The sequence below is a fragment of the Vogesella urethralis genome, assembly GCF_007644045.2.
Classification (GTDB): Bacteria; Pseudomonadota; Gammaproteobacteria; order Burkholderiales; family Chromobacteriaceae; genus Vogesella; species Vogesella urethralis.
Genome location: NZ_VMDW02000075.1, coordinates 140,348 through 165,236 on the forward strand (window position 1 = coordinate 140,348; position 24,889 = coordinate 165,236).

Genomic DNA, 24,889 nt, shown 5'->3' on the forward strand with positions numbered 1-24,889 from the left:
AAAAATCCCTGTTGCGGTGCGGTAGCGTCGCCTCTGTGAATAAACGCTATTTTGTATACAAAAACGCTTGTTTTTTGGATGCAAAACTCCCTAGCATGAAATGGACCCGCAGCCACTGCGCTGCACCCACACCCTGCAAGGAGCACCCTGATGGCACACCTCTGGACTGGCGTTTTTCCCGCCGTTACCACCAAATTCCACGCCGACGAAAGCCTGGACCTGGCTGCCACTACCAGCCATATCCAGTGGCAGCTGGATTGCGGCGCCGACGGCATCATCGTCTGCGGCTCGCTGGGCGAAGCGTCCACCCTCACCGCTGACGAAAAGATCAGCATCCTGAAAGCCGCCAAGGAAGTGGCCGGCAACAAGCCGGTACTGCTGACCGTGGCCGAAGACAGCACCCGCGCTGCTGCCGCGCTGGCGCAGGCCGCGCACGCCGCCGGTGCCGACGGCATCATGCTGCTGCCGGCCATGCGCTACGTGTCCGACGAACGCGAAACGCTGAACCACTACCAGCGCGTGGCCGACGCCAGCCCGCTGCCGATCATGATCTACAACAACCCGGTGGCTTACGGCGTCAACATCACCCCCGAGATGTACGCGCAGATGGCGGCCGAACCGAAGTTCGTAGCGATCAAGGAATCCAGCGGCGACATCCGCACGCTGACCAATGTGATCAACGCGGTGGGCGACCGCTTTGCCATCTTCAGCGGCGTGGACGACCTGGCGCTGGAAAGCCTGCTGATGGGTGCCGACGGCTGGGTGGCCGGCCTGGTGGTGGCGTTCCCGAAAGAAACGGTGGCCATCTACCGGCTAGCGCGCGCCGGCCGCGTGGCAGAAGCCCGCGCCATCTACCGCTGGTTCGCGCCGCTGCTGCACCTGGACGTGTCGATGAAGCTGGTACAAAACCTGAAGCTGGCCGAGGCCATGGTGGGGGTGGGCAGCGAGCACGTGCGCGCGCCGCGTCTGCCGCTGGCTGGTGCCGAGCGTGAGCGGGTGCAGGCCATCATCGCTGCCGGCATTGCCAGCCGCCCGGCGCTGCCGGCCCTGTAACCCCGTGCGGCCAACCTTATGGGCGCAGGTTGGCCGCAACGCTATGCCAAGGGCGCGCTGTCGCCCCGAGGAACCAAGCCATGTTTTGCAACCTGATCGACGGGCAATGGCGCGGCAGCGGCCACGCCATCGTCAACCGTAACCCTTCCGACCTGCACGACGTGGTGGGCGAGTTTGCCACGGCCAGTGCCGACGATATGCGCGACGCGGTAGCCGCAGCGCGGGCGGCGCTGCCGGGCTGGCGTGCCACCACGGTGCAGCAGCGTGCCGACATCCTGGACGCGGCCGGTAGCGAAATCCTGGCGCGCAAGCAGGAGCTGGGCACGCTGCTGGCGCGCGAAGAGGGCAAGACCCTGGCCGAGGCGGTGGGCGAGGTGGCCCGCGCCGGGCAGATCTTCAAGTTTTTTGCCGGCGAGGCGCTGCGTGGTCACGGCGAGTGGCTGGATTCGGTGCGCCCCGGCGTGGAAGTTACCGTCAGCCGCGAGCCGGTGGGTGTGGTGGGGCTGATTACGCCGTGGAATTTCCCCATTGCTATCCCCGCCTGGAAAGCCGCGCCTGCGCTGGCCTTCGGCAATGCCGTGGTGCTGAAGCCGGCCGAGCTGGTGCCGGCCAGTAGCTGGGCGTTGGCGGATATTTTGCAGCGCGCCGGCCTGCCGGACGGCGTGTTCAACCTGGTGATGGGCAGCGGCCGCGTGCTGGGCCCGGCCATGCTGGATGCTGGCATCGACGCGCTGAGCTTTACCGGTTCGCAAGCCACCGGCCAGGCGCTGGCCGCTGCCTGCGCCGCACGCGGCATCAAGCTGCAGCTGGAAATGGGCGGCAAGAACCCGCTGCTGGTGGCCGACGACGCCAGGCTGGAGCAAGCGGTGGAGTGCGCGATCAACGGCGCATTCTATTCCACCGGCCAGCGCTGTACTGCCAGCAGCCGGCTGATCGTCTGCGCCGGTATTTACGAGGCTTTCGTGGCGCGGTTGGCCGAGCGTACAGCGGCCTTGCGGGTGGGCAATGCGCTGGCGCCGGATACGCAAATCGGCCCGGTGGCCAGCGAGGCGCAACTGGCGGCCAACCTGCGCTATGTGGCGCAGGGGCAGGCCGAAGGCGCTAGCTTGCTGTGCGGCGGCGATGCCTTGCAGCTGGCCACGCCCGGCTACTACCAGCAGCCGGCGCTGTTTGCCGACTGCACGCCGCAGATGGCCATCAGCCGCGAAGAAATCTTCGGCCCGGTGGCGGCGGTATTGCGCGCCGACAGCTACGAGCACGCGTTGGCGCTGGCCAACGACACGCCGTACGGCCTGGCTGCTGGTATCTGCACCCAGTCGCTGGCGTTGGCCACCCATTTCCGCCGCCATGCCGAGGCCGGCATGGTAATGGTGAACCTGCCCACCGCCGGCGTGGATTACCACGTGCCGTTTGGCGGCCGCAAAGGCTCCAGCCTGGGGCCGCGCGAGCAGGGGCGCCACGCGGTGGAGTTTTACACCACGGTGAAAACCGCTTATCTCGGCCTGTAGGGTCGTTTCGCACCCCGCGAAACGCCCCTGGCTGGCGGTGCTGCCCCCGCGGCACCGCCGGCAGCAGGGTTTGCTCTGCCTTGTGCAGCCTGTCGCCCCCGCATGGGGGCGTTTTTTTTGCCGCTGTGTTAGGGTTGGCCATCTTCAACGGGTAATGCTTCATGAGTACACAGCAGGAAACAGGTAGCCAGAGCCTGGTGCAGGTGGCCACCGAGGCGATTCGCCAGCGCATTCTGGCGGGGGAATGGGCCGACGGCGGCCAACTGCGGCAAGAGGCGCTGTCGCGCCAGCTGGGCATGAGCCGGGTGCCGATCCGCGAGGCACTGCGCCAGCTGGAAGCCGAAGGGCTGGTCACCATCAACGAAAACCGTGGCGCCGTGGTGACGCAGCTGTCGCTGCCCGAGATCGTGGAACTGCTGCGCGTGCGCGTGCTGCTGGAGTGCGACGTGCTGCTGGAGGCGATTCCGCGCCAGACCAGCGCCGACCTGGCCGAAGCCGAAGCACTGCTGGGGCAGTTTGAAGTAGCACTGCGTAACAAGGACATCGGCGCCTGGGGCATTCTGAACGCGCAGTTTCACCTGGCGCTGTACCGCGCCGCCGGCCGAGGCCAGACGCTGGCCATCATCGAGCAGCTGCACAACCGCACCGACCGCTACACCCGCATGCAGATACTGCTGACCGGCTTCAGCGACCGCGCCCACCACGAGCACAGCCAGCTGCTGGCACTGTGCAAACAGAAAGACGCCATCAGCGCAGCGGCCTTCCTGCGCCAGCACATCCTGCACGCCGAAGAAGCACTGGAAGCGTGGTACCGCGCCCACGAAGCGGCGCCCAAACCACGGCGTGGCCGCAAGCCGGCTGCGTCGGCCACCTGAGGCCGGCGCTGCCATCGGCAGGGTCATGGTAACGGCAGTCCTGAGCTTCTGCGGGGTGGCTGCTGTACAGCGTGTTCTGTTTGTTGACCTAGTTGATAACTTCTATTTATTGAAACAGGCCGGTATCGTTTCTAGTATGGAAAATGATATCTACATGGCAGTGCTTCGGCACTGAAGCCGCATGCCTGTTTATGAAACCCTGAACGCGCTGAGTACGCCGGTGTGGATCGTGGCGCCACAAACCGAGGCCACACTGTTTGCCAACCAGGTAGCGCTGGCGCTGGCGGACGGGCTGTCGGTGGCCGAGCTGCGCAGCGGTGCGCTGTCGGCGCACCCGGAGCAAACGCTGGCAGCGTACACCCCGTCGGTGCTGGCGCGCGATCAGGTAGTGGAGGTGTGGACCTTCCGCCGCCATGGCCAGTGGCTGCCCATCCCGTGCCGGCTGACGCTGTTGCAGCTTGGCCAGCATGCCGGGGCCATCTTGGTGGAGGCGATGGTGCCCGGCGATGCCATGCTGCATGCGTGGCCGGCACGGCTGGGTACCGAGGCCCCAGGCGAAGAAGACGCCGAGGTGCGCCGCTTCTACGAAGCGCTGTTCCGTACCAATTCCGCCCCGATGTTGCTGATCGACCCCGTCGATGATGGCCGGATTGTCGATGCCAACGAAGCCGCCAGCCGCTTTTACGGCTATACGCGCGAAGAATTTGCCCGCAAGCACACCTGGGAAATCAATGCCGCCGGTCGCAGCATCCTGCCGGTGATGCAGGCCGTGGCGCGCTTGCCTGGCGGGCACCGGCCGCTGAATTTCGTGCACCGGCTGGCCGACGGCAGCCTGCGCAACGTGCAGACCTACGCCGGCCCCATCATGTTGGCCGGGCGCCGCATGATGTTGTGCGTGATCCACGACGTGACCGAACAGGAACGGCTGCGCCGCGACCTGGAGCAAGCCGCGCTGCGCGACCCGCTGACCGGCTTGTGGAACCGGCGTCACATGATGCAGCAGCTGGAGCAGGCGCTGGCTGGCAAGCGGGCGCAAGATACCGATTTTTGCCTGGTGCTGCTGGATGTCGACCACTTCAAGGAGGTAAACGACGGCTACGGCCACCTGACCGGCGACCAGGTGCTGGTGGCGCTGGCGCGGCTGCTGGCGTCCCGCCTGCGCGAAAGCGACACCCTGTGCCGCTGGGGCGGCGAGGAGTTCATGCTGTTGTTACCCGGCACCCAGCTGGATAACGCACTGCAGCTGGCCGACAGCCTGCGCCTGACCGTGGCCGGGGTGGAGGGCGGCGGCGCGCTGCCGGCCATTACGGTCAGTCAGGGCGTGGTGCAGTACCTGCCGGGTGAGAGCATGAACAGCCTGGTCAGCCGCGTGGATGGCGCCTTGTATCAGGCCAAGGCTGCCGGCCGCAATGTGGTGGTGGCCGGTTAGGCAGCAGGCCGTCCTCCGGGGCGCTCGCCATGCGGGGCACGGTGTTGCCAAGCCGTGCAGGCAGGGATCGCCTGGCTGCGTCCGGTTTTCGCACATTGCCGCCGCTTGACTAGCGCTGGCGCATCAGGAATGGCATCTGCAGGCCCTAAAAACGGTAGCGCAGCGCGGTATAGAACGACCGCGCCGGGCCAGGCAGGCCCACGCCCCAAGCCACGCCGTTCTTGCTCATGGTCATGCCCTGGCCGATGTAGACCCCGCCCAGCGGCTGTACGTAGTAGCGGTTGAACACGTTGTCCACCCCCACATCCACCGTGTAGTGCTTGCCCTGGTAACGGCTATGCAGGTTCAGCAGGCTGTAGCCCGGCGTATGCAGTTCGTTGCGTGCCGCCGAGGCGTGGGTTTTGGCGCTGACGGCCAGCCATTCCGCCCCGTGTTGCCAGCTACCTTGCTCGGCCGTCAGGCTGAGGCGGCTGTTGAGCGGCATGATGTTGTACAGGTCGCCGCCGGTACTCAGGTTTTTACCGCGTGTGTAGTTGACCACGGCGGCCAACTTCAACTGGCCAAGGGCGCTGTGCTCGGCCAGTCGATAGCTGCTGCTGAGGTCGGCACCGTACAGCTGGGCGCGCTGGTTGACGTACTGCAGCGTGACGAAACTGCTGGTGCTGGTGAGGTTGCTGCTGCCGCCGCACAGTGTGGTGCCGCAGCGCTGCGCGTCGATATAGTTTTCCACGTAGCTGTAGTAAGGCGTCAGCCGCAGTTGCCAGCGGGTGTTGGCCGCATCCTGCCAGCTGCCGCCCAGGCTGACGGTGTGGGCCACTTCCGGCTTGAGGTCGGGGTTGCCGACGTAGCCGTTACCGTCGCCGGCGGTGTTGTTCATGATGGCCGCCATGCCCATGCTGGCCCAGGTGTAGCGTTCGTACAGGTTGGGCGAGCGGGTCTTGCGGGCGTAGGCCAGCTCCCATTGCTGGCCGGCCTGCGGGGTATAGCGGGCGAGGGCGCTCAAATCCAGGTTATGGTCCTGGCGGCGGTGTTCGCGTGCATTGAAGGCAGCGGCGTCGGTGGCGTACGACGCCATGCTGTTATACCCCGCCACGTTGCCGGTGTCGGTGGTGACCTCGCTCAGGCGCGCACCCAGCACCGTCTGCCACGCCGTCTGCCAGTCGGCCTGCCATTCGGCAAACATATCCTGGCGCTTGCGGCTGCCATGGTGGATGTTCCAGAAGGTGTTGGGGCTCATCATGCCGCTACCGGTGCCTGCTGGCGGCCACCAGTCGTCCAGGCTGAATTGTTGCAGCTCGGCGCCCAGGTTCAGCTGATGTTGCCGGCTTAGCGCAAGGTTGGCCGCCACGCTGCCACCCTTGGTGTGGCTGGCGGTTTCCATCGGCATGCCGCTGTAGCTGCCATACACGTACTGGCGGTCGTCGCCGAACTGCATGCTGTGGCGCACGTATTGTGCGTACAGCCGGGCGTCCAGCGTGCCCCAGTCGTACTGCCCCTGGTAATGCAGGCGGCCCTGGTTGCCGTGGTTGCCTGTCATGTCCATGCGCTGGTTGGCATAGCCCTGGTACGGGCTGCGCTGGATGCCGGCTTCGGCTTCCAGCAGGTGATTGTCGTTTTGCCAGGCCAGGCCGATGCTGTGGTTCTCGCTACGGTAGGCGCTGGAGCCCACTTCGTCGCCTTCCAGCCAGCCACGGCCGCTGGCCGCATTGCCGGCGGCCTTGAAGTCGCGGGCGGCCTGGTAGTTGCCGGCGCGGGCAGTATCGCCACGGTAGCGCAGGCTGAGGTGATCGTTGGCCACGGTGGCGCTGGCGTCGATGGCGGCGGCGTGGCCGTTGCTGCGGTAGCTGGCGCCGATCTCGCCGCTGCGCAGCGTTTCACCGCTGGCGGCAAAGCGCGGTGCCGGCTGGCTGGCTTCGATGACGCCGCCGATATGGTCGCTCCCGGTGCTGACCGGGGCGGTAGCGCTGTGGACGACGAGCTTGCCCACCTTGCTGCTATCTAGGTAAGACAGCGGACTGTTCATGTGGTTGGGGCAGGCGGCAAGCAGCGCCATGCCGTCGGTCAGCACCAGCAGGCGATCGTCGGCCAAGCCGTGCAGCACGGGCAGGGCAGACAGGCCGCCGGCAGCGCGCAGGCTGATGCCGGGCAGGGTTTCCAGCAGGCGGGCGCTGTCGTTGCTGCGCGCTTGTTGGCTGGCGAGCGTGCTGGCGTCGGCTTGGACGGCACGGCTGGCGGTGCTGCTGCCGTGCACCACTACCTCTGGCAGGGTCTGGGTGTTGGCGGCGTGGGTGGCGAGGCTCATCAGCGCCAGGCTGATGGAGAGGGTCAGGCGATGGGGACGGGCGGGCATGATGTCGACCTGCGGTTATCAACGATTTCGCAAAGTCGAAAGTGTAATGACCCTGCCTGCAGCATGGGTGCGGCATAGTGTCGCAGCCGTGGCGGCGCTGAAAGCGAATTGACAGCTTGCGGCGCTACACTGGCGGCAGCTTCTCGGAAATTGTTGCTCCTTTAGATTGCTTGGCCCGTTTGCCGCGCCCGTCCCTTGCCGGACGGGTTTTTCTTTTGCTGCTTGCCACAAGCAAAACGCCCGGTCAGCAAGCTGGCCGGGCGTCGTAGCGGGGGGGACGGATTACTTGTTGCGGCCAACAATGGCGGCAGTGGCAATCAGCTCTTCCAGCAGCGCCAGCGAGCTGGCGCCACCCAGTGCAAACGGGTTCAGCTCCGGCTTTTCCGAGTAGCGCAGCAGCAGGCTGGGGTTGGCCTTGGCCAGGTTTACCTGCCCCATGGTCCAGCTGGCGAAACGGCGTTCGGTGATTTCTTCCAGCAGCAGCAGCTCCACATCGTGGTGACGCGGGTCTTTGGCAATGCTGTTGTACAGCGCGCTGACTTCGCTGCGGCTGCCTTCCAGCACCTGCATGAAGATGTCACCGCTGTAGCACAGGATGCCGGTAATGCCGCGCGACGGATTGTGGGTGTGGGATTGCGTCAGGATGCTTTCCAGCAGCGCGGCGGTATGCGGCTGGCTGCTGCGGCTGGCGTAGAGCAGGCGGACAAGCATGGTTGGCCTCAGGCTTTCTTGTTGGGCAACAGGGACAGGAACTCGCGGCGCAGGTCCGGGTTGGTCAGGAACACGCCCCGCATCACACTATTGATCATCTTGGAATCCATGTCCTTGACGCCGCGCCAGTGCATGCAGAAGTGGTCGGCTTCCATCACGATGGCCAGGCCGTCCGGGTTCATTTTTTCCATCAGCAGGTTGGCCAGCTGGATGACGGCTTCTTCCTGGATCTGCGGGCGGCTCATGGTCCATTCCGCCAGACGGGCGTACTTGGACAGGCCGATCAGGTTGCTGTGCTCGTTCGGCATCACGCCGATCCACAGGCGGCCGATGATGGGGCAGAAGTGGTGCGAGCAGGCGCTGCGCACGGTGATCGGGCCCACGATCATCAGCTCGTTCAGGCGTTCGGCGTTGGGGAACTCGGTCACCGCCGGTTGCGGCACGTAACGGCCCTTGAACACTTCGTTCAGGTACATTTTGGCCACGCGGCGCGCGGTGTCCTGCGTGTTGTGATCGCTGTCGGTATCGATGACCAGGCTGTCCAGCACGTCCTTCATGCGGGACTGTACCTCGTCCAGCAGCTCGTCCATCTCGCCGGGCTGGATGAACTCGGCAATGTTGTCGTTGGCATGGAAACGGCGTTTTGCGCCGCGAATGCGCTCGCGGATGCGCGCGGATACGGGTACGTACTGGGTGGCAGTGTGCTTCTGGCTCTCTTGGCTCACGCGGTTATGCTCCTCACCGTGCGGGTAGCACGCTTGGTTTCTATGGTGTCAAGCGCTTGGAAGATAGCCTTGCGGCGGGGGAAAGGCAACACTTTGCCCAGTAGGGGCATCGCCGGCGGCGACTCGCCCCTGCCGGATCAGCCAGTCTTGAACTGTGCCATCAGTGTGGCCAGGCGCTGGCTGGCCAGTGCCGTCTGCTCGGAGCACTGGCTGCCGTGGTCCAGTACCTGGCCGATGCTGGCAGCGGTTTCGGCAGCCTGCTGCATGCTTGCCGTACAGGCCTGGCTGGCCTGGGCCATGTCGGCAATGCCGGTCACCAGCCGTGCCAGCAGTTGCTGCGCGTCACCGCTATCGCTGGCGGCAGCCTCTGCCAGGCGCAGGCCTTCTTCCATTTCCTGCATGCCGTTGGCCATGCTGTTGACGGCGCCGTCGGTTTGCTGGCGGATGTCGACGATCATGCCGTCAATCTGCACCGTGGCGCTGGCGGTGCGCTCGGCCAGCTTGCGTACTTCGTCGGCCACCACGGCAAAGCCGCGCCCGGCCTCGCCGGCGCGGGCTGCCTCGATCGCTGCGTTCAGCGCCAGCAGGTTGGTCTGGTCGGCGATGTCGTGGATCACGCTGACGATCTGCCCGATCTGGCGGGCGCTGTCTTGCAGTTGTTGCAGTGTATGCGAAGAGGCGCCGACCGAGTCGCGGATGCCGCGGCTGCGCTCGCGCACCAGGCTTAGCTGGCGGCCGGCGTCTTGCGCCATGTCGGCCATGCGCTGGCGGATGCTGGCGGCGTCGTCGCTCGTGCGGCCAACCGTGTCCTGCTGGCGGGCCAGTTCGGCTTGCACGCTGTGCATTTGGGCCAGCACGGCCCGCACGCTGTGGTCGGTGTCCTGCTGGCTTTGCTGCAGCTGCAGGTTGGCCACGCCGATGTCGCGCGACGAGTGCAGTACCAGCCGCAGCGTGCACTCCAGGTTATCAATGAAGCTGTCTATCCAGCGCGATAGTGTGGACAGCTCGTCCGGCTGGCTGTCGTTGCGCTGCAGGCGTCGGGTGAGGTCGCCATCGCCTTCGGCCAGGCTGCGTACCGCCTGGATCAGCCCCATCACCCGTTGGGTGACGTGACGGGCGCCCAGCCAGTAAAAGCCGGCCACGCCCAGCCCTTGCAGTAGCCAGAACAGCAGTAGCGATACTGGCGCCGGCAGCCCACCGTACTGGCTGATGCCCCAGCCGGCCAGCCCGGCCGGGATGGCGGTCAACAGGTAGAGCCGGGTCAGGCGGTAGCCCAGTGGCCGGCTGCGATAAACCTCTTCCAGGTCGGCCTCGCACATCATGCCCCACAGGTCGGGCGAGCCGGGCAGGCGGAAGGTAATGCCGCTGCCGATCACCGGGATGTGCCGGTAGTCGGCGTAGCCGGGGTAGTGCACGAAAGTGTTGCTGCCGTGGCGGATGGTTTCGCGCACACCAGGGTGCAGCTGGCCGCTGGCAGGGTTGTTGAATACCAGTTCCAGCTCGGTGTGCTGTTGCACGCGCACGGTGCCGTAGGCGGTGTGCACGCCGTCTTTCAGGTTGTCGCCCAGGCTGAACGTCTTGTCCTCGAAGCGCGAGCGCGACAGCGCGGTACCGGGGGCGATGCCGGGGTCGAAGCCGGGCTTGGCCATGAACAGGTAGTTGTCGCCCGATTCGTGAAAGATATGCCCGGCTTCTCGCTGGATCAGGTCGCCCAGCACGTCGTTGGGCACGCGGCCGCACAGTGCGTGGCGGCCATCGCTGCCCAGCGGCAGGTAGAACATCAGCGTTACCGCGTCGTGAAAGCGCGAGCTGGACGGGCCGATGCTGGCGGTGAGCGGGTCGCGGTAGGGGCCGTGCAGGAAGCGGCTGCGCAGCCCGGCCTGCAGTGCGTCAGCAAAGTCGTGGCGGCGCGGTGTGCCGTGGGTGGAGGCCACCACCTGGCCGTCGGCTGCTACCACGAACAGCTCGGAAAAGTCGCCGGCCAGCTGCTTGCGCCGTTGCAGCAGCGCGGGGTCAAAGCGGCCTGCCGTGTCGAGCTGGCTGGCCAGTGCGGCCAGGTGTGCCCATTGCTCGTTGGCCCAGCGCAGCAGGATGTCGCGCCGGGTGGTGGCCAGGCTGGCGAATACCTGCTCCAGCGCCTCGTAACGGTGCCGGTTCAGCAGGCTGCTCCAGCGTAGTGCCAGTTTGCCATTACGCCCGCGCCACGGTAGCCAGCGCCGCTCATCGGGTGCAAGTGCCATGTCCTTGCTGGTTCTTATCATGCTATGTGTGCCCTGTTGTTGGTTTGTTTTTTGTCTGGCACAGCAAGAATCAAGCCAAATATCGATAAATACTTGGTTAAAATGGCGGGTGAGTGAGATGGATTGGTGTGGAATCGAAAAAAGTTGTTTCAGTTTCGATACTTGCTCGCCAGGGTGATGTGCGCTGGATGTCATGTCCAACCCGCCGCCCACGCGGCGCACCTGCCGCCGCGGCCATGAAAAAACGCACCACGGGGGTGCGTTTTGCCTTGAAATGGTGCGGCTTAGTGGTTGTGGAACACGATGTCGCAGTTCAGGTTGTTCTTTTGCATGCCGCGCTGATTGCTGAGGTTGAGGATCAGCGGGTTGCGCACGTTGGCGCGCAGCTGGGCGATCACCGGGTTGGCCTCTTCGGTATCCAGTTCGCGGTAGATGATCAGCAGCACGGCGGCGTCTTCCGGGCGGGTAAGACCCAGGCTGGCGACTTCCTCGTCGCTGAGGCTCACTTCGTAACGGATGCCCAGGCGGCTGGGGTCGGTCACGCTGAACAGCACGTCGGGGGTGTCCAGCGATTGCAGCCAGTACACGCGCGGGTTGGCACGGTCGGCGTCGTGGAACAGCTTGAAGCGGGTGCAGTGTTCGAACGCCGGCAGGCCGTGTTCGAAGGTAATTATGGTGTTTTCGTCGACCTCGACTTCGCCCAGCAGGCTGGAGTTGAACAGCATGGCATCCTCCTTGGTGTTGTGTACTTCCTCATTATGCACAAGGTATGGCCGCCGGCACTGACTTTTGTCAGCTTTGTGGCACCGTGCCGGCACGGTACAATGCCGCGCCATGAGTACGCCGATTTCCCTTTATCCCGCCATCGAGGCGGTGCTGATGTGCGATGACGTGGCTGCCAAACCGCAGCAGGCGCTGGCGTTATACGCCAGCTGGCAGGCAGGTGCCTGCGTGCGAAACGGTGGCGCCCTGTACCGCGTGCCGGCGCCGGGCCGCCCGGCAAAGCCGCCGCTGGTGGCGCCAGGCAAGGTGCCGCGCCGGGGCTTGGGCACGCCGGCCGGGCAGGCAGCCTTGCTGCACGCCATTGCCCATATCGAATTCAACGCCATCAACCTGGCGCTGGACGCGGCCTGGCGCTTTCGCGACATGCCGGACGCTTTTGTGGAGGATTGGCTGCGCATTGCTGCCGAAGAGGCCATGCACTTCGGCCTGCTGCAGCAAAGGTTGGCCGCATTGGGGCACACCTACGGCGATTTCCCGGCGCACAACGCGCTGTGGGAGATGGCGGTGGATACCGACCACGACGTGCTGACGCGCATGGCGCTGGTGCCGCGGGTGATGGAGGCGCGCGGGCTGGACGCCACGCCGCCGATCCAGCGCAAGCTGGCGCAAATCGGCGACCACGACTCGGTGGCGGTGCTGGACATCATCCTGCGCGACGAGATCGGCCACGTGCGGGTAGGCAACTACTGGTTCACCACCCTGTGCGATGCGCGCGGGCTGGACCCGCTGCCCACCTTCCGCCGCCTGCTGGCCGATTACCGCGTGGGCTTGCTGCGCGGCGAGATCAACCTGGACGCCCGCCTGGCGGCCGGCTTCAGCCAATTCGAACTGGACATGCTGGAAGACTTTGCCGTGACGCGGCAGCACCCCGGCGAAAGGACACCCGATGCAAAAACTGTTTGATACCCTGCGCCACAAGCGCCGTCTGGCGATGGCGGTGACCGTTGGCGGCACCTTGCTGTTTACCGTGGCCTCCGCCGTGCGCGCCGCGTCGCCAGATAGCTGGGAGGCCGCGCTGGCCTCGGTGCTGATGCTGGTTGGCATCGTCGGCCAGTTCATGGGACTGCTGGCGCTGATGAAAAAACCCCGTCGCTAAAAGGGTGTTGAAAAACAGGGGTTTAATGTCGCTTAACCGACCGTTTGCCGGCTTGACGCTATCGGGGGGCACGCGCATAATCGCGCCGCACAAAACCCTTATGACCGACAAGGCTCCTACCCGGAGCCTTTTGCTTTGTCTTGTATCCGGAGACACCCATGGATTACCAGGCATTCCTGCGCGAGCTGGAAACACACGCGCTGCCTGCCGCCGATTTCGATCACCGCGCGCACCTGCTGGCCGCGTGGGCCTACCGCAGCCGCTACCCGGCGCGCGAGGCCGCGGCCCGCTGTGCCCACACCCTGTCACGCTATGCCATGGCGCACGGCGCGGCAGAAAAATACCATCACACGCTGACCATGGCGCTGCTGGCCATCATGTACAGCCGGCTGGATGCGCAGCCGGGCCAGCAGGCGAGCTGGGACGATTTCCTGGCCGCCAACGCCGACCTGATGGCCGACAGCCGCGCCATCGTGGCACGCCATTATTCCGAACAAAGACTGCAGCATCATGACGCGCGGCGTGCCTTCGTGGCGCCCGACCTGGCGCCCCTGCCGATGTCCTGTCTGCTGCACTGACACCACGAGATTCCGATGAAAGCACCCGAACTGCTCCTGCCCGCCGGCACGCTGGACAAGATGCGCGCGGCCTACGACTTTGGCGCCGACGCGGTTTACGCCGGCCAGCCGCGCTACTCGCTGCGCGCCCGCAATAACGACTTCAAGCTGGAAGAGCTGCGCATCGGCATCGAAGAAGCGCACGCCCGCGGCAAAAAACTGTTTGTGGCCAGCAACATCCTGCCGCACAACAGCAAGATCAAGACTTACATGTCCGACATGGAGCCGGTGATCGAGATGAACCCGGACGCACTGATCATGGCCGACCCGGGCCTGATCATGATGGTGCGCGAACGTTGGCCGCACGTGCCCATCCACCTGTCGGTACAGGCCAACACCACCAACTACATGGGGGTGAAGTTCTGGCAGAAGATGGGCGTGGAGCGCATCATCCTGTCGCGCGAGCTGAGCCTGGACGAGATCGCCGAGATCCGCCAGGAATGCCCGGACATGGAGCTGGAAGTGTTCGTGCACGGCGCGCTGTGCATTGCCTACTCCGGCCGCTGCCTGCTGTCCGGTTACTTCAACCACCGCGACCCCAACCAGGGTACCTGTACCAACGCCTGCCGCTGGGACTACAAGGTGCACGACACCCAAGGCGACGACGCCGGTGACGTGAAGCCGCAGAAGATCGACTTCGACTTCGGCAAGGCGCTGGAAGAAGCCAACCAGAGCTTCTCGTCCTGCGGCAGCCAGCAACGCCACCCGCTGGCCGACAAGGTATACCTGATCGAAGAGGGCAACCGCCCCGGCGAAATGATGCCGATCATGGAAGACGAGCACGGCACCTACATCATGAACTCCAAAGACCTGCGCGCCATCGAGCAGGTGGAGAAGCTGGTGAAGATCGGCGTGGATTCGCTGAAGATCGAAGGCCGCACCAAGAGCCTGTACTACGTGGCGCGTACCGCACAGACCTACCGTCGCGCCATCGACGACGCCGTGGCCGGCCGCCCGTTCGACTTCAGCCTGCTGGCCGAGCTGGAAGGCCTGGCCAACCGTGGCTACACCCCGGGCTTCCTGGAACGCCACCAGACGCAGGAGTACCAGAACTACCTGACCGGCCACTCCATCGCCAAGCAGAGCCAGTACGTCGGCGATGTGCTGGAAGTGGACGCCGACGGCTGGGCGCTGATCGACGTGAAGAACCGCTTTGCCGTGGGCGACCGCGTGGAAATCATCCACCCCAGCGGCAACCGCACGGTGGAACTGACCGAAATGACCCGCAACGGCGAAGCCACCAGCGTGGCACCGGGCAACGGCGTGAAGGTGAAGATTCCGGGCATGGCCGGCATGGAAAAAGCGCTGCTGGCACGCCTGCTGTAAGCTGCCACCGCGTTTGTCGTATCGAAAGGCCGCCCGTTGAGGCGGCCTTTTGTCATAATGCATTTTTTTGCGCAGGAAGCAGGCATGAAGCATGGTATTGCCGCGGCACTGGCCGCCTTGACGTTGGCCGCGTGCGGTAGCAGCCAGCCCCCCGCGGGCAGCCCGCCGCACCACACCGCCGATGGCTACCAGAACCTGTACCCGTTCCATCAGCCGGGGCTGGGCGACATCCTGCGCTGGCGCTGGGAGGAATGGACCGGCCCCGAGGTGGTGCAGCGCCCCGAGCGCATACCGCGCGTGCAGCCGGATCTGGCGTGGCTGGCGGCCAACCGCAGCACGGCCAGCTATACCTGGCTGGGGCACGCCAGCGGCCTGCTGCAGCTGGGCGGCCAGAACGTGCTGATCGACCCGATTTTCTCCGAGCGCGTGTCGCCGGTGCAGTGGCTGGGGCCGCGCCGCTACCTGCCGGTGCCGGCCACGCTGGCGCAGCTGCCACGTATCGACGTGGTGCTGATCTCGCATAATCACTTCGACCATCTGGACCGTGACAGCATCGACGCCTTGCTGGCGCAGCCGGGCGGCCAGCCGCAGTTCGTGGTGCCGCTGGGTATCGATGCCTGGCTGCGCGACCGTGGCGCTACCCGCATCACCGCGCTGGACTGGTGGCAAAGCGCCGACCTTGGCGGCCTGCAGTACACCGCCACGCCGGCGCAGCACTGGAGCAAGCGCAGCCTGACCGATACCAACGAAACCCTGTGGGCCGGATGGGCGGTGAAAGGGCAGGGCAAGACGGTGTGGTACTCGGGCGATACCGGCTACCAGCAGGCGCTGTTTACCGACATCGGCCGCCGCCTGGGCAGCATCGACCTGGCGCTGTTGCCGGTGGGCGCCTACCTGCCGCGCTGGTTCATGGCGTCACAGCACGTGGACCCGCTGCAGTCGGTGCAGATGTTCCGCGACGTGAAGGCGCGGCAGGCGGTGGGTATTCACTGGGGCGTGTTCGCGCTGGCCAGCGAGGCGGTGGATGCGCCACTGGACGACCTGCCGGCGGCGCGGCGCCAGTTGGGCGTAAGCGAGCAGGCGTTCCGTCTGCTGCCCTTGGGCGGCACCTTGCGCCTGCCATAAAGTGCGTGCCGCTTGCGGCAAAGGTTGGCCGCAGGGCGCTTTGGTCGTAAAATTGCTGCATTGCATTCGTGCCGGGCGCTTTGTCGCCCGGCCTTTGATTTTATAAAGGCCCACCATGACTATCCAGCAACTGATCAGCGCCCGTGTCGCCGCTGCCCTGGCCGCCGCCGGCGCGCCCGATGCCCCCGCCGTCGTGCAACCTGCTTCCAAACCGGAGTTTGGCGACTACCAGGCCAACGGTGTGATGGGTGCCGCCAAGGCGCTGAAGACCAACCCGCGCGCGCTGGCCGAGCAGGTGATTGCCAAGCTGGACCTGGCCGGCATTGCCAGCAAGGTGGAAATCGCCGGCCCCGGCTTCATCAACATCCACCTCGACCCGGCCTTCATCGCCGGCCGCGTGGCCAACGCACTGGCCGACGACAGCCTGGGCATCGCCAAGGCCGACGCCCGTCGCGTGATGGTGGAGTACTCGTCGGTGAACCTGGCCAAGGAGATGCACATCGGCCACCTGCGTGGCGGCATCATCGGTGATGCACTGGTGCGCGTGAACAGCTTTATCGGTCACGACGTGATCCGCCAGAACCACGTGGGCGACTGGGGTACCCAGTTCGGCATGCTGGTGGCCTATATGGTGGAAACCCAGAAGGCGGGCGATGCGGCGGTTGAGCTGAAGGACCTGGACACCTTCTACAAGCAGTCCAAAAAGCGTTTTGACGAAGACGAAGCCTTTGCCGACCTGGCGCGCGATTACGTGGTGAAGCTGCAATCCGGCGACGACGAGGTGCTGGCGCTGTGGCAGCAGTTCGTCAAGCTGTCGCTGACCCACTGCAACGCCATCTACCAGAAGCTGGGCTTGCTGCTGAACGACGACGACGTGCGCGGCGAGAGCTTCTATAACGCCGACCTGCCGGTACTGGTGAACGAGCTGCGCGAGAAAGGCCTGCTTACCGAAGACCAGGGCGCGCAAGTGGTGTTCCTGGACGAGTTCAAGAACAAGGAAGGCGAGCCGGCAGCGTTTATCGTGCAAAAACAGGGCGGCGGTTACCTGTACGCCACCACCGACCTGGGTGCCATCCGCTTCCGTATCGGCACCTTGAAGCTGGACCGCGCGCTGTACGTGGTTGACTCGCGCCAGAGCCTGCACTTCCAGCAGCTGTTTACTACCGCCCGCAAGGCCGGCTGGCTGCCGGAGGGTGCCGACTTCGAGCACATCGGCCACGGCACCATCATGGGCCCGGATGGCAAGCCGCTGAAAACCCGCTCTGGCGAGAACATCAAGCTGGTCGAGCTGCTGGACGAAGCGATCGAGCGTGCCTACCAGCTGGTAAGCAGCAAGAACGCCGAGCTGCCGGAAGCCGAGCGCCGCAGCATTGCGCAGGCGGTGGGCATTGGCGCGCTGAAGTACGCCGACCTCAGCAAGAGCCGCAACACCGACTACATCTTCGACTGGGACGCGATGCTGAGCTTTGAAGGCAACACCGCGCCGTACCTGCAGTACGCCTACACCCGCGTGCAGAGCGTGCTGCGCAAGGCCGAAGACTTCGATCCGGCAGCCGCCATCGTGATTACCGAAGCGGCCGAGAAGCAGCTGGCGGTGGCGCTGACGCAGTTTGAAGACGTGGTGTACACCGTGGCCGAAGGCAGCCAGCCGCACCACCTGTGCGGCTACCTGTACAACGTGGCCACGCTGTTCTCGCGCTTCTACGAAGCCTGCCCGATCCTGAAGAGCGAGGGCGAGGTACGCCAGAGCCGTCTGCAGTTGGCCGCAGCCACCGCCAAGACGCTGAAGGCCGGTCTGGGCCTGCTGGGCATTGCCGTGCTGGAAACCATGTAACGCAGCCAGCCGCCCTTCGGGCACAACAAACCCGCCAGCAGGCGGGTTTTTTCATGGCGCAGCGCTGGGCGCGCTACTGGCCGTGGCCGCCTCGGCTGCCGGAGCGCTGGCCGCATCGGGCGGCAAGGGCGGCGTGGCATCCGGGTCTGGCTGGCCGGGCTGCAGCAAGTGGATACGCGTGACCGGCGCCTCCAGTGGCAGCCAGCGCTGGTGGATGTCGCGGTAGCTGCCGTCTTGCAGCATGCCTTGCAGCGCTTGCTGCCAGCGCGTCACGGTGTCGGCCGGGGTGCCCACCGAGAAGGTAAGGTAGAGCGGCAGGCTGCTGAGCGTGCGCACGCTGGCCACGCTGTTGGCCGGTTGCCCCAGGAAGCGCAGCTGTGCCGCTACGGTGGTATTGGCTTCCACCCAAAGCCGGGTGCGGTTGGCCAGCAGCAGGCGCAGGCCCTGCTCGCCGTCGCGGGTGGGGTAGGTTTTTAGCCCGGCGTCTTGCGCTGCGGCAGCAGCCATGCTGCCGGCCGTGGCGGTGGCGGGTTCGCGGTACAGCTGCGGGTCGGGCAGGGCGGCCAGTGCCCTGGCCTGGTTGGCTTGGGCATAAGCCTGCACGCTGGCCACCATGATGGGACCCAGCTGTACATAGCGGCGGCGGTGGTCGTCGGTGGCGCCCAGCGTGAACATCATGTGGTGCGGCTGGCTATCCATGATGGCCAGGGCGCTATCCCAGCTGTGCACTGCAATCGGCGCGATGTCGCCGGTGCGCTGCTGGATGGCCTCGACGATTTCCACGGCCATACCGGCCGGCCGGTCGATAGCATTCAGGAACACAAAGGGCGGCCACTCTTCGGCCAGGATGGTCAGCGGGGCGGCATGGCTGGTCTGGGCGAGCAGCAGGGCCGTCAAAATGGGCAATCGCGATAGCATGGCCGGCATGATAGCACTGCCCTGTCCGACAATCTTACTTCTGGATGCCCAGCCGTTCGACGGTGAGCGGCACTGGGTCTAGCGGAAACCAGTGCTGGTGGATGGCGGCAAAGCTGCCATCCTGCTTGATATCGCTGAGTGCCTTTTCCCAGCGCAGGATGGTGTCGCGCGGCACATTGGGTGAAAACGCCAGGTACAGGCTGAGCTTGTCCAGCGTGGCGACCCGCTCCACCGTGGCGGGTGGCAAGCCTTGTTCGCGCAACACATTGCCCACCACCACATTGCCTTCCGCCCACAGTTTTACCCGGCCTGCCACCAGCATGCGTGCCGAATGCGCCGGGTCGGTGGTAGGGAATACCTGGAAGCCGCGCGCCTTGGCCGTGGATTCGAAAATGCTGCCGCGGTACGCCGCCGTCTGCAGCTGCTGCATGGCGCCGGGCGGCAGTTTGCGGATGCTTTCGGCGTACTGCTTCAGCGCAAAAACATCGGTGCTGGAGATCAGGATCGGCCCCAGCAGCGTCATCAGTCGTTCACGTTCGGCGCTGCGGCCAACCGTGAACAGCATGACGTCCTTGTCGTTGATCAGGCTGTTGTAGGCGCGTGCCCACGGCTGCACCTGGATCGCGCTGTTGTCTTTCAGCCGGTCTTGCAGTAGGCGCACGACGGCAACCGCCATGCCGTCCGGCTGGCCTTTGTCGTTGGCAAAGCTGACGGGGGGCCAGTCCTCGGTGAGGATGGTCAGGGCATGGGCGGGCAGGGCGAAAGTGGCCAGTAGCAAGGTGGCAATCAGCGAGGCTTTCATGTGGCGTCCGGCTGCGGTGCGTTTTTTCACTATGGCACATTCTGATCTTTTAATGCCATTTATTGCCACAGTGTGGGCTTTGCAAGGTGCTCGCCATTACCCATGCTGATTTGTGCGGAATTAAATGACATGACGCTGGGGCGCCGCGCAGGGGTGGCCTGCGGGCTGGCATGTGCAGCGGCTGCCGGCCCGGGGGCGCGCGCGGCAGCCGCTGTCTGGCGGCGTTACGCCGACAACGGGCGTGTGGCGTGTTGCAGCCAAGCCAAGGCGTCGCCGCTCACCAGCGGGCTGACGCGGGCGAATACCTCGGCGTGGTAGGCGTTGAGCCAGGCCAGCTCGGCCGGGGTCAGCAAGCTGGGCACGATGCAGCGGCTGTCGATCGGGCACAGCGTCAGGGTTTCGAAACGCAGGAAATCACCGAACTCGCTGCTGCCGGCGTCCACGTTCAGCAGCAGGTTTTCGATGCGCACGCCCCAGCGGCCCGGGCGGTAGATGCCGGGTTCGTTGGAGGTGATCATGCCGGCTTCCATCGCCATATGCGGTTCGGGGATGGCGCGCGAGATGCTTTGCGGGCCTTCGTGCACGTTAAGGAAGTAACCCACGCCGTGGCCCACACCATGGCCGAAGTCGATGTTGGCTTGCCAGATCGGCGCGCGCGCCAGCGCGTCCAGCATCGGTGACAGCGTACCTTGCGGGAAGTGCGCCAGGCTCAGCTGGATCATGCCTTTCAGCACCAGGGTGAAATCGTGCTTCTGCGCGTCGCTGGGGGTGCCCACCGCCAGCACGCGGGTGATGTCGGTGGTGCCGCCGTGGTACTGGCCGCCGCTGTCGATCAGCAGCAGGCCGTCGCCGGCGATCTCGCTATGGCTGTCTTCGGTGGCGCGGTAGTGCGGCAGCGCGCCGTTGGCGTTGAAGCCGGCGATGGTGGCAAAGCTGGGGCAGACAAAGCCGGGGCGGCGGGCGCGGGCGGCAGTGATCTGTTCGTCGATGGTCAGTTCGGTGATGCGGCTGCGGCCAACGTTGGCCTCGAACCAGGCGAAGAACTCGGCCAGTGCGGCGCCGTCCTGCGCCATCGCTTCGCGCACGTGTGCCACTTCGTCGGCGGTCTTGCGCGATTTCTGCTGCGTGGACGGGTTGATCGCTTCTACCACTTGTACGCCATCGGCCACCGCCTGGCGCAGGCCCAGCGTGATGCGGCGCGGGTCCAGCAGCAGGCGGCTGCCGGCGGGCAGGGCAGCCAGTGCCGGCTTGGCAGCGTGGTAGTCGGCCACGGTGATGCCATCGGCGGCCAGCGTGGCGGCCAGCGTGGCGTCGATTTTGCCGGCGCCGACAAACAGCGTAGCGCCGTCGTGGCGCAGCAGCGCGTGCGAGATGAACACCGGGTTGTAGTTGACGTCGGCGCCGCGCAGGTTGAACAGCCAGGCGATGTCGTCCAGCGTGGAGAGGAAATGCGCGTCGGCGCCGTGTTGCTGCATGGCGGCGCGCACGGCGGCCAGCTTGGCCCGGCGCGGGGTGCTGGCAAACGGCGGCAAGTGTTCGTAGACGGCGGCCGCCGGCAGTGCCGGGCGCTCGGCCCAGATGGCAGCCAGCGGGTCGAGGTCGGTACGCAAGCGAGCGCCAGCCTTGTCCAGTGCGGCTTGTAGTGCGCGTGCGGCGGCCAGGCCCAGTACGTCGCCGTCCACCACCAGTACGTCGCCGCTAGCCAAGTTGGCCGCCAGCCATTCCAGGTGCAGCGGGCTGGCCACGGTCTGGATCTTCATCAGCTGGATCTCGCTGCCGGCCAGTTCGGTCTCGGCCTGTACCCAGTAGCGGCTATCGGCCCACAGGCCGGCAAAGCCCTGGGTCACGATCAGCGTGCCCACCGAGCCGTGAAAGCCGGACAGCCAGCGGCGGCCCTGCCAGTAGCCGGGCAGGTATTCGGACAAGTGCGGGTCGGACGACGGAATCAGACAGGCGGCAATGCCGTGTTGCTGCATGTGTTGGCGCAGGGCGGCCAGGCGGGCGGAAACAGGGGTGGCGGTCATGATGGTTCTCGCTGGAATATTGTATTCATTTTGCGGCGCGAGACAGGGGCTGGCAAGACGGCCAATCGGACAGGACGCAATGTTCTGTAAACAGGACGCTGCGGTAGTGCGTGTTCATGCCAAACGGCTTGCTGCGCGCCTTACCCCGGCGCAGCAACGAAAAAACCCCGCCGTAGCGGGGTTGGGCATGCCGGAGCGGGCCGGGTTTACGGACGCTCAACCGCCAGTGCCACACCCATGCCACCGCCGATGCACAGCGTGGCCAGGCCTTTTTTGGCGTCGCGGCGCTGCATTTCGTGCAGCAGGGTCACCAGTACGCGGCAACCGGAGGCGCCGATCGGGTGGCCCAGCGCAATGGCACCACCGTTAACGTTCACCTTGTCGGCGCCCCAGCCCAGTTCGCGGGCTACGCCCAGTGCCTGTGCGGCAAACGCTTCGTTGGCTTCCACCAGGTCCAGGTCTTCCACTTTCCAGCCGGCTTTGTCCAGCGCTTTGCGGGTGGCGGCAACCGGGCCGATGCCCATGATTTCCGGTTCGCAGCCGGTGAGGGCGTACGATTTGATCACGGCCAGCGGTTTCAGACCCAGCTGGTCGGCCTTGGTGGCGGTCATCAGCATCACGGCAGCGGCGCCGTCGTTGATGCCGGACGCGTTACCGGCGGTAACCGAGCCGTCTTTCTTGAACGCCGGGCGCAGTTTTGCCAGGCTGTCGGCCGAGGTGCCGGCCTTGATGTATTCGTCTTTGGCAAAGGCTACCGGGTCGCCTTTGCGCTGCGGCACCAGTACCGGCACGATTTCGGCGTCGAACTTGCCGGCAGCCTGGGCGGCTTCGGCACGGTTCTGCGAGGCCAGGGCCAGCGCGTCTTGCTCTTCGCGGCTGATGCCGTACTTGGCAGCCACGTTTTCGGCGGTAATGCCCATGTGGTACTGGTTGTACACGTCGGTCAGGCCGTCGGCCACCATGGTGTCTACCAGCTGGGTGTTGCCCATGCGGAAGCCGTCACGCGAGCCCGGCAGGATGTGCGGGGACAGCGACATGTTTTCCTGGCCGCCGGCAATCACGATCTCGGCGTCGCCGCTGGCGATGGCCTGGGCAGCCAGATGCACAGCACGCAGGCCGGAGCCGCATACCACGTTCAGGGTGGAGGCCGGGGTGGATACCGGCAGGCCGGCTTTGATGACTGCCTGGCGCGCCGGGTTCTGGCCAACGCCAGCGGTCAGTACCTGACCCAGAATCACTTCGCTTACGTCTTCCGGCTTCACGCCGGTTTGTGCCAGCAGGCCTTTAATCACGGTGGCGCCCAGTTCCGGGGCCGGGATCTTGGCGAGGGAGCCGCCGAAGCTGCCAACGGCGGTACGCAGTGCTGCAACGATAACGATGTCTTGCATGGTTTTCTCCAGGTTGTTCTGTTCTGTGCCAGATACGGGTGAAACCGCAATCTAGCACAGAAGTCTTTGCAGATTATTGCAGGGTGGCCAGCTGGGCCGGCATGGCTTTGGCTTGCACGTATTCGCCCGGGGCGTCGCACAGCGCCGGCAGTTCCTTGCTGCCAAACACCTTGGGTGCGGCAACCTTGTCACCGGACTGCGGTGCCAGCCAGGCGTCCCAGTCTTTCCACCAGCTGCCGGGGCGGCTTTCGGCGCCGTCCAGCCAGGCATCGGCACTGGCGACCAGATTGTCATTCACCCAGTAGTTGCGCTTGTCTTTGGTCACCGGGTTGATGGAGCCGGCAATGTGGCCGGAGGCGCCCAGCACGTAGCGGCGCGAGGCGGCACCGCTGAGGTATTGCACGCCGTCGTAGGCCGATTTCCACGGTACGATGTGGTCTTCGCGGGCGGCAAAGATGTACAGCGGGATGTCGATCTGCGACACGTCGATCTTCACGCCGCACAGCTCGATGCTGCCCGGCTTGGTCAGCGCGTTATTGATGTAGAACTCCTTCAGGAAGAAGGTGTGCATCGGCAGCGGCAGGTCGACGGCGTCGTTGTTCCAGTACAGCAGGTCGAACGGCGGCGGGGTCTTGCCCAGCAGGTAGTTGTTGACCACGTAGTTCCACACCAGGTCGTTGGCGCGCAGGCTGGCGAAGGTGCGGCCCAGTTCCTTGCCGCTGACGATGCCGCCACTGCCGGTGGCCAGCTTGGCTTCGCGGGCCTGGATCAGCTTGTCGTCGATGAAGACCTTGATCTCGCCCGGGTCGGTATGGTCTACCAGCGAGGTCATGAAGGTGGCGCTGTCGATGTAGTTCAGCTTGCGGTGCTTCATCACGCACAGCGCGGTGTTGAGGATGACGCCGCCAATGCAGAAGCCCAGCGCGTTCATCGACGGCTGTTTGGTGATCTTGCGTATCGCTTCGGCAGCGGCGATCACGCCTTCCTCGATGTAGTTGTCCCACTTGTAGTGCTTCATGTCCGGGGTGGCGGAGCGCCAGCTCACCAGGAACACGCGGTAACCCTGGGCCACGAAGTGGCGCACCATCGAGTTATCCTGCTGCAGGTCCATCAGGTAGTACTTGTTCACGCACGGCGGTACGATCAGCAGCGGCTTCTCGTAGACCTGCTCGGTGGTGGGGGTGTACTGGATCAGCTCGATCAGGTTGTTGCGGAACACCACCTTGCCCGGGGTGCAGGCAATGTTCTTGCCGATCTCGAACTTGCTCTCGTCGGACATGGAGATGTGACCCTTCTGCAGGTCTTCCACCATGTTCTTCATGCCTTCCACCAGGCTTTCGCCCTTGGTTTCCAGCGCACGCTTCACCACTTCCGGGTTGGTCAGCATGAAGTTGGTCGGGGCCATCGCGTCGATGTACTGGCGGGTGGCAAAAGCCAGGCGCTCTTTGTCTTCGCCTTCCAGCTGGGTTTTGTCTACCAGCTCGGTCATCCATTTGCTGGTCAGCAGATAGCTTTGCTTGAGGAAGCTGTAGAACGGATGGTCGTTCCATTCCGGTGCCGAAAAGCGGCGGTCGCCGGCGGCCGGCTGTGCCTGGGCGGCGGCGGGTTGGCCGAGGAAGTTCAGCCAGATGTTCATCTGTTGCTGGTACAGGTTGTTCTGCAGGGCGATGAACTGGTTGGCGTTTTCCATCATCTGGTTCCACGCGCCGGCCATCGGGTTGGCCGCATCTTGCGGCGACAGGCCGTTACCCAGCGAATTCACGAACTGCTGCATCCACTTCTGATTGGCTTCGGACAGGCTGGCAAAAAAGCTGTCCAGCGAAGTAGGGGTTTCCTGACTCATTGAGATCTCCTTCAAACGGGGGAAGACAAACAGGCCGTGCTGCCGTGCGCGACAGGATGATTGTTCTTGTTTTGGCGCAATCTGCTGAGTAAAGACTTTACCATTGCTTTATGACAAAACACAGCGAGGGCTTGTTGCACTGCGATAAACGCAGCCGCAACGGTTGCATCGGCAACAGCTGGGCGGGATCTGGCGGAGGATTATGACATGTTTATTGAATTGGCATGCGGTTTTCGTGCGTG

At 64.9% G+C, this 24,889-nt stretch carries 20 protein-coding genes; 10 read left to right on the forward strand and 10 right to left on the reverse strand.

Annotation, left to right across the window (positions count from 1 at the left end):
- The first annotated feature begins 150 nt into the window (after window positions 1-150).
- From FLQ03_RS07720 to FLQ03_RS07735, 4 genes are all read left to right on the forward strand, one after another.
- On the forward strand, window positions 151-1,053 hold the full coding sequence (locus FLQ03_RS07720) for a dihydrodipicolinate synthase family protein (protein WP_144371403.1): 903 nt from the start codon (window positions 151-153) through the stop codon (window positions 1,051-1,053).
- Window positions 1,054-1,133: 80 nt separating this feature from the next.
- Window positions 1,134-2,561, forward strand: coding sequence for an aldehyde dehydrogenase family protein (locus FLQ03_RS07725; RefSeq protein WP_144371404.1), 1,428 nt, complete (start codon window positions 1,134-1,136; stop codon window positions 2,559-2,561).
- A gap of 161 nt (window positions 2,562-2,722) precedes the next feature.
- Window positions 2,723-3,436: a GntR family transcriptional regulator gene (locus FLQ03_RS07730; RefSeq protein ID WP_144371405.1), complete on the forward strand. Its 714-nt coding sequence runs from the start codon at window positions 2,723-2,725 to the stop codon at window positions 3,434-3,436.
- Between the two features lie 181 nt (window positions 3,437-3,617).
- Entirely contained in the window at window positions 3,618-4,865 is a 1,248-nt protein-coding gene (locus tag FLQ03_RS07735) for a GGDEF domain-containing protein (RefSeq protein ID WP_144371406.1), read from the forward strand.
- 145 nt (window positions 4,866-5,010) lie between these two features.
- Here FLQ03_RS07735 and FLQ03_RS07740 read toward each other — a convergent pair whose 3' ends face one another.
- The 5 genes from FLQ03_RS07740 to fliW all read right to left on the reverse strand — a co-directional run bounded on the left by FLQ03_RS07740 (window position 5,011) and on the right by fliW (window position 11,616).
- Window positions 5,011-7,215 (reverse strand): TonB-dependent receptor, encoded by a 2,205-nt coding sequence (locus FLQ03_RS07740; protein WP_144371407.1) that lies wholly within the window; start codon window positions 7,213-7,215, stop codon window positions 5,011-5,013.
- A 282-nt stretch (window positions 7,216-7,497) separates the two neighbouring features.
- Entirely contained in the window at window positions 7,498-7,926 is a 429-nt protein-coding gene (locus FLQ03_RS07745) for a BLUF domain-containing protein (protein WP_144371408.1), read from the reverse strand.
- 8 nt (window positions 7,927-7,934) lie between these two features.
- Window positions 7,935-8,651: a GTP cyclohydrolase I gene (folE, locus tag FLQ03_RS07750; RefSeq protein ID WP_144371409.1), complete on the reverse strand. Its 717-nt coding sequence runs from the start codon at window positions 8,649-8,651 to the stop codon at window positions 7,935-7,937.
- A 137-nt stretch (window positions 8,652-8,788) separates the two neighbouring features.
- Window positions 8,789-10,891 (reverse strand): methyl-accepting chemotaxis protein, encoded by a 2,103-nt coding sequence (locus FLQ03_RS07755; protein WP_144371410.1) that lies wholly within the window; start codon window positions 10,889-10,891, stop codon window positions 8,789-8,791.
- 284 nt (window positions 10,892-11,175) lie between these two features.
- Window positions 11,176-11,616, reverse strand: coding sequence for a flagellar assembly protein FliW (gene fliW, locus FLQ03_RS07760; protein ID WP_144371411.1), 441 nt, complete (start codon window positions 11,614-11,616; stop codon window positions 11,176-11,178).
- Between the two features lie 109 nt (window positions 11,617-11,725).
- Between fliW and FLQ03_RS07765 the strand changes: the two genes are divergently transcribed.
- The 6 genes from FLQ03_RS07765 to argS all read left to right on the forward strand — a co-directional run bounded on the left by FLQ03_RS07765 (window position 11,726) and on the right by argS (window position 17,672).
- A complete protein-coding gene (locus FLQ03_RS07765) occupies window positions 11,726-12,577 on the forward strand; it encodes a ferritin-like domain-containing protein (protein ID WP_144371412.1) in 852 nt (283 codons plus the stop codon).
- Window positions 12,561-12,770: a hypothetical protein gene (locus tag FLQ03_RS07770; RefSeq protein ID WP_144371413.1), complete on the forward strand. Its 210-nt coding sequence runs from the start codon at window positions 12,561-12,563 to the stop codon at window positions 12,768-12,770. The genes FLQ03_RS07765 and FLQ03_RS07770 overlap by 17 nt, the downstream gene beginning before the upstream one ends.
- Window positions 12,771-12,928: 158 nt before the next feature.
- Window positions 12,929-13,348, forward strand: coding sequence for a hypothetical protein (locus FLQ03_RS07775; RefSeq protein ID WP_144371414.1), 420 nt, complete (start codon window positions 12,929-12,931; stop codon window positions 13,346-13,348).
- A 15-nt stretch (window positions 13,349-13,363) separates the two neighbouring features.
- Entirely contained in the window at window positions 13,364-14,713 is a 1,350-nt protein-coding gene (gene trhP, locus FLQ03_RS07780; RefSeq protein ID WP_144371415.1) for a prephenate-dependent tRNA uridine(34) hydroxylase TrhP, read from the forward strand.
- 84 nt (window positions 14,714-14,797) lie between these two features.
- A complete protein-coding gene (locus tag FLQ03_RS07785) occupies window positions 14,798-15,838 on the forward strand; it encodes an MBL fold metallo-hydrolase (protein ID WP_170252345.1) in 1,041 nt (346 codons plus the stop codon).
- Between the two features lie 115 nt (window positions 15,839-15,953).
- On the forward strand, window positions 15,954-17,672 hold the full coding sequence (gene argS / locus FLQ03_RS07790; RefSeq protein WP_144371417.1) for an arginine--tRNA ligase: 1,719 nt from the start codon (window positions 15,954-15,956) through the stop codon (window positions 17,670-17,672).
- Between the two features lie 51 nt (window positions 17,673-17,723).
- Here the strand turns inward: argS and FLQ03_RS07795 are convergent, their stop codons facing one another.
- The 5 genes from FLQ03_RS07795 to FLQ03_RS07815 form a co-directional block, all read right to left on the reverse strand.
- Entirely contained in the window at window positions 17,724-18,578 is an 855-nt protein-coding gene (locus tag FLQ03_RS07795) for a substrate-binding periplasmic protein (protein WP_170252346.1), read from the reverse strand.
- 46 nt (window positions 18,579-18,624) lie between these two features.
- Window positions 18,625-19,392, reverse strand: a complete 768-nt coding sequence (locus FLQ03_RS07800; protein WP_144371419.1) for a substrate-binding periplasmic protein — start codon at window positions 19,390-19,392, stop codon at window positions 18,625-18,627.
- Window positions 19,393-19,616: 224 nt separating this feature from the next.
- On the reverse strand, window positions 19,617-21,416 hold the full coding sequence (locus FLQ03_RS07805) for an aminopeptidase P family protein (RefSeq protein WP_144371420.1): 1,800 nt from the start codon (window positions 21,414-21,416) through the stop codon (window positions 19,617-19,619).
- A gap of 206 nt (window positions 21,417-21,622) precedes the next feature.
- Entirely contained in the window at window positions 21,623-22,804 is a 1,182-nt protein-coding gene (locus FLQ03_RS07810; RefSeq protein ID WP_144371421.1) for an acetyl-CoA C-acetyltransferase, read from the reverse strand.
- A gap of 73 nt (window positions 22,805-22,877) precedes the next feature.
- Window positions 22,878-24,647, reverse strand: coding sequence for a PHA/PHB synthase family protein (locus FLQ03_RS07815; protein WP_144371422.1), 1,770 nt, complete (start codon window positions 24,645-24,647; stop codon window positions 22,878-22,880).
- Window positions 24,648-24,889: the final 242 nt, after the last annotated feature.

Excerpts from the sequence above, each read along its gene's own strand:
- FLQ03_RS07805 (WP_144371420.1), bottom strand. The coding sequence starts at position 21,416 with ATGACCGCCACCCCTGTTTCCGCCCGCCTGGCCGCCCTGCGCCAACAC.
- FLQ03_RS07815 (WP_144371422.1), bottom strand. The coding sequence starts at position 24,647 with ATGAGTCAGGAAACCCCTACTTCGCTGGACAGCTTTTTTGCCAGCCTG.
- FLQ03_RS07720 (WP_144371403.1), top strand. The coding sequence starts at position 151 with ATGGCACACCTCTGGACTGGCGTTTTTCCCGCCGTTACCACCAAATTC.
- FLQ03_RS07775 (WP_144371414.1), top strand. The coding sequence starts at position 12,929 with ATGGATTACCAGGCATTCCTGCGCGAGCTGGAAACACACGCGCTGCCT.
- fliW (WP_144371411.1), bottom strand. The coding sequence starts at position 11,616 with ATGCTGTTCAACTCCAGCCTGCTGGGCGAAGTCGAGGTCGACGAAAAC.
- FLQ03_RS07785 (WP_170252345.1), top strand. The coding sequence starts at position 14,798 with ATGAAGCATGGTATTGCCGCGGCACTGGCCGCCTTGACGTTGGCCGCG.
- trhP (WP_144371415.1), top strand. The coding sequence starts at position 13,364 with ATGAAAGCACCCGAACTGCTCCTGCCCGCCGGCACGCTGGACAAGATG.
- FLQ03_RS07765 (WP_144371412.1), top strand. The coding sequence starts at position 11,726 with ATGAGTACGCCGATTTCCCTTTATCCCGCCATCGAGGCGGTGCTGATG.
- FLQ03_RS07735 (WP_144371406.1), top strand. The coding sequence starts at position 3,618 with ATGCCTGTTTATGAAACCCTGAACGCGCTGAGTACGCCGGTGTGGATC.
- FLQ03_RS07755 (WP_144371410.1), bottom strand. The coding sequence starts at position 10,891 with ATGGCACTTGCACCCGATGAGCGGCGCTGGCTACCGTGGCGCGGGCGT.
- argS (WP_144371417.1), top strand. The coding sequence starts at position 15,954 with ATGACTATCCAGCAACTGATCAGCGCCCGTGTCGCCGCTGCCCTGGCC.
- FLQ03_RS07810 (WP_144371421.1), bottom strand. The coding sequence starts at position 22,804 with ATGCAAGACATCGTTATCGTTGCAGCACTGCGTACCGCCGTTGGCAGC.
- FLQ03_RS07745 (WP_144371408.1), bottom strand. The coding sequence starts at position 7,926 with ATGCTTGTCCGCCTGCTCTACGCCAGCCGCAGCAGCCAGCCGCATACC.
- FLQ03_RS07770 (WP_144371413.1), top strand. The coding sequence starts at position 12,561 with ATGCAAAAACTGTTTGATACCCTGCGCCACAAGCGCCGTCTGGCGATG.
- FLQ03_RS07725 (WP_144371404.1), top strand. The coding sequence starts at position 1,134 with ATGTTTTGCAACCTGATCGACGGGCAATGGCGCGGCAGCGGCCACGCC.
- FLQ03_RS07800 (WP_144371419.1), bottom strand. The coding sequence starts at position 19,392 with ATGAAAGCCTCGCTGATTGCCACCTTGCTACTGGCCACTTTCGCCCTG.
- FLQ03_RS07730 (WP_144371405.1), top strand. The coding sequence starts at position 2,723 with ATGAGTACACAGCAGGAAACAGGTAGCCAGAGCCTGGTGCAGGTGGCC.
- FLQ03_RS07740 (WP_144371407.1), bottom strand. The coding sequence starts at position 7,215 with ATGCCCGCCCGTCCCCATCGCCTGACCCTCTCCATCAGCCTGGCGCTG.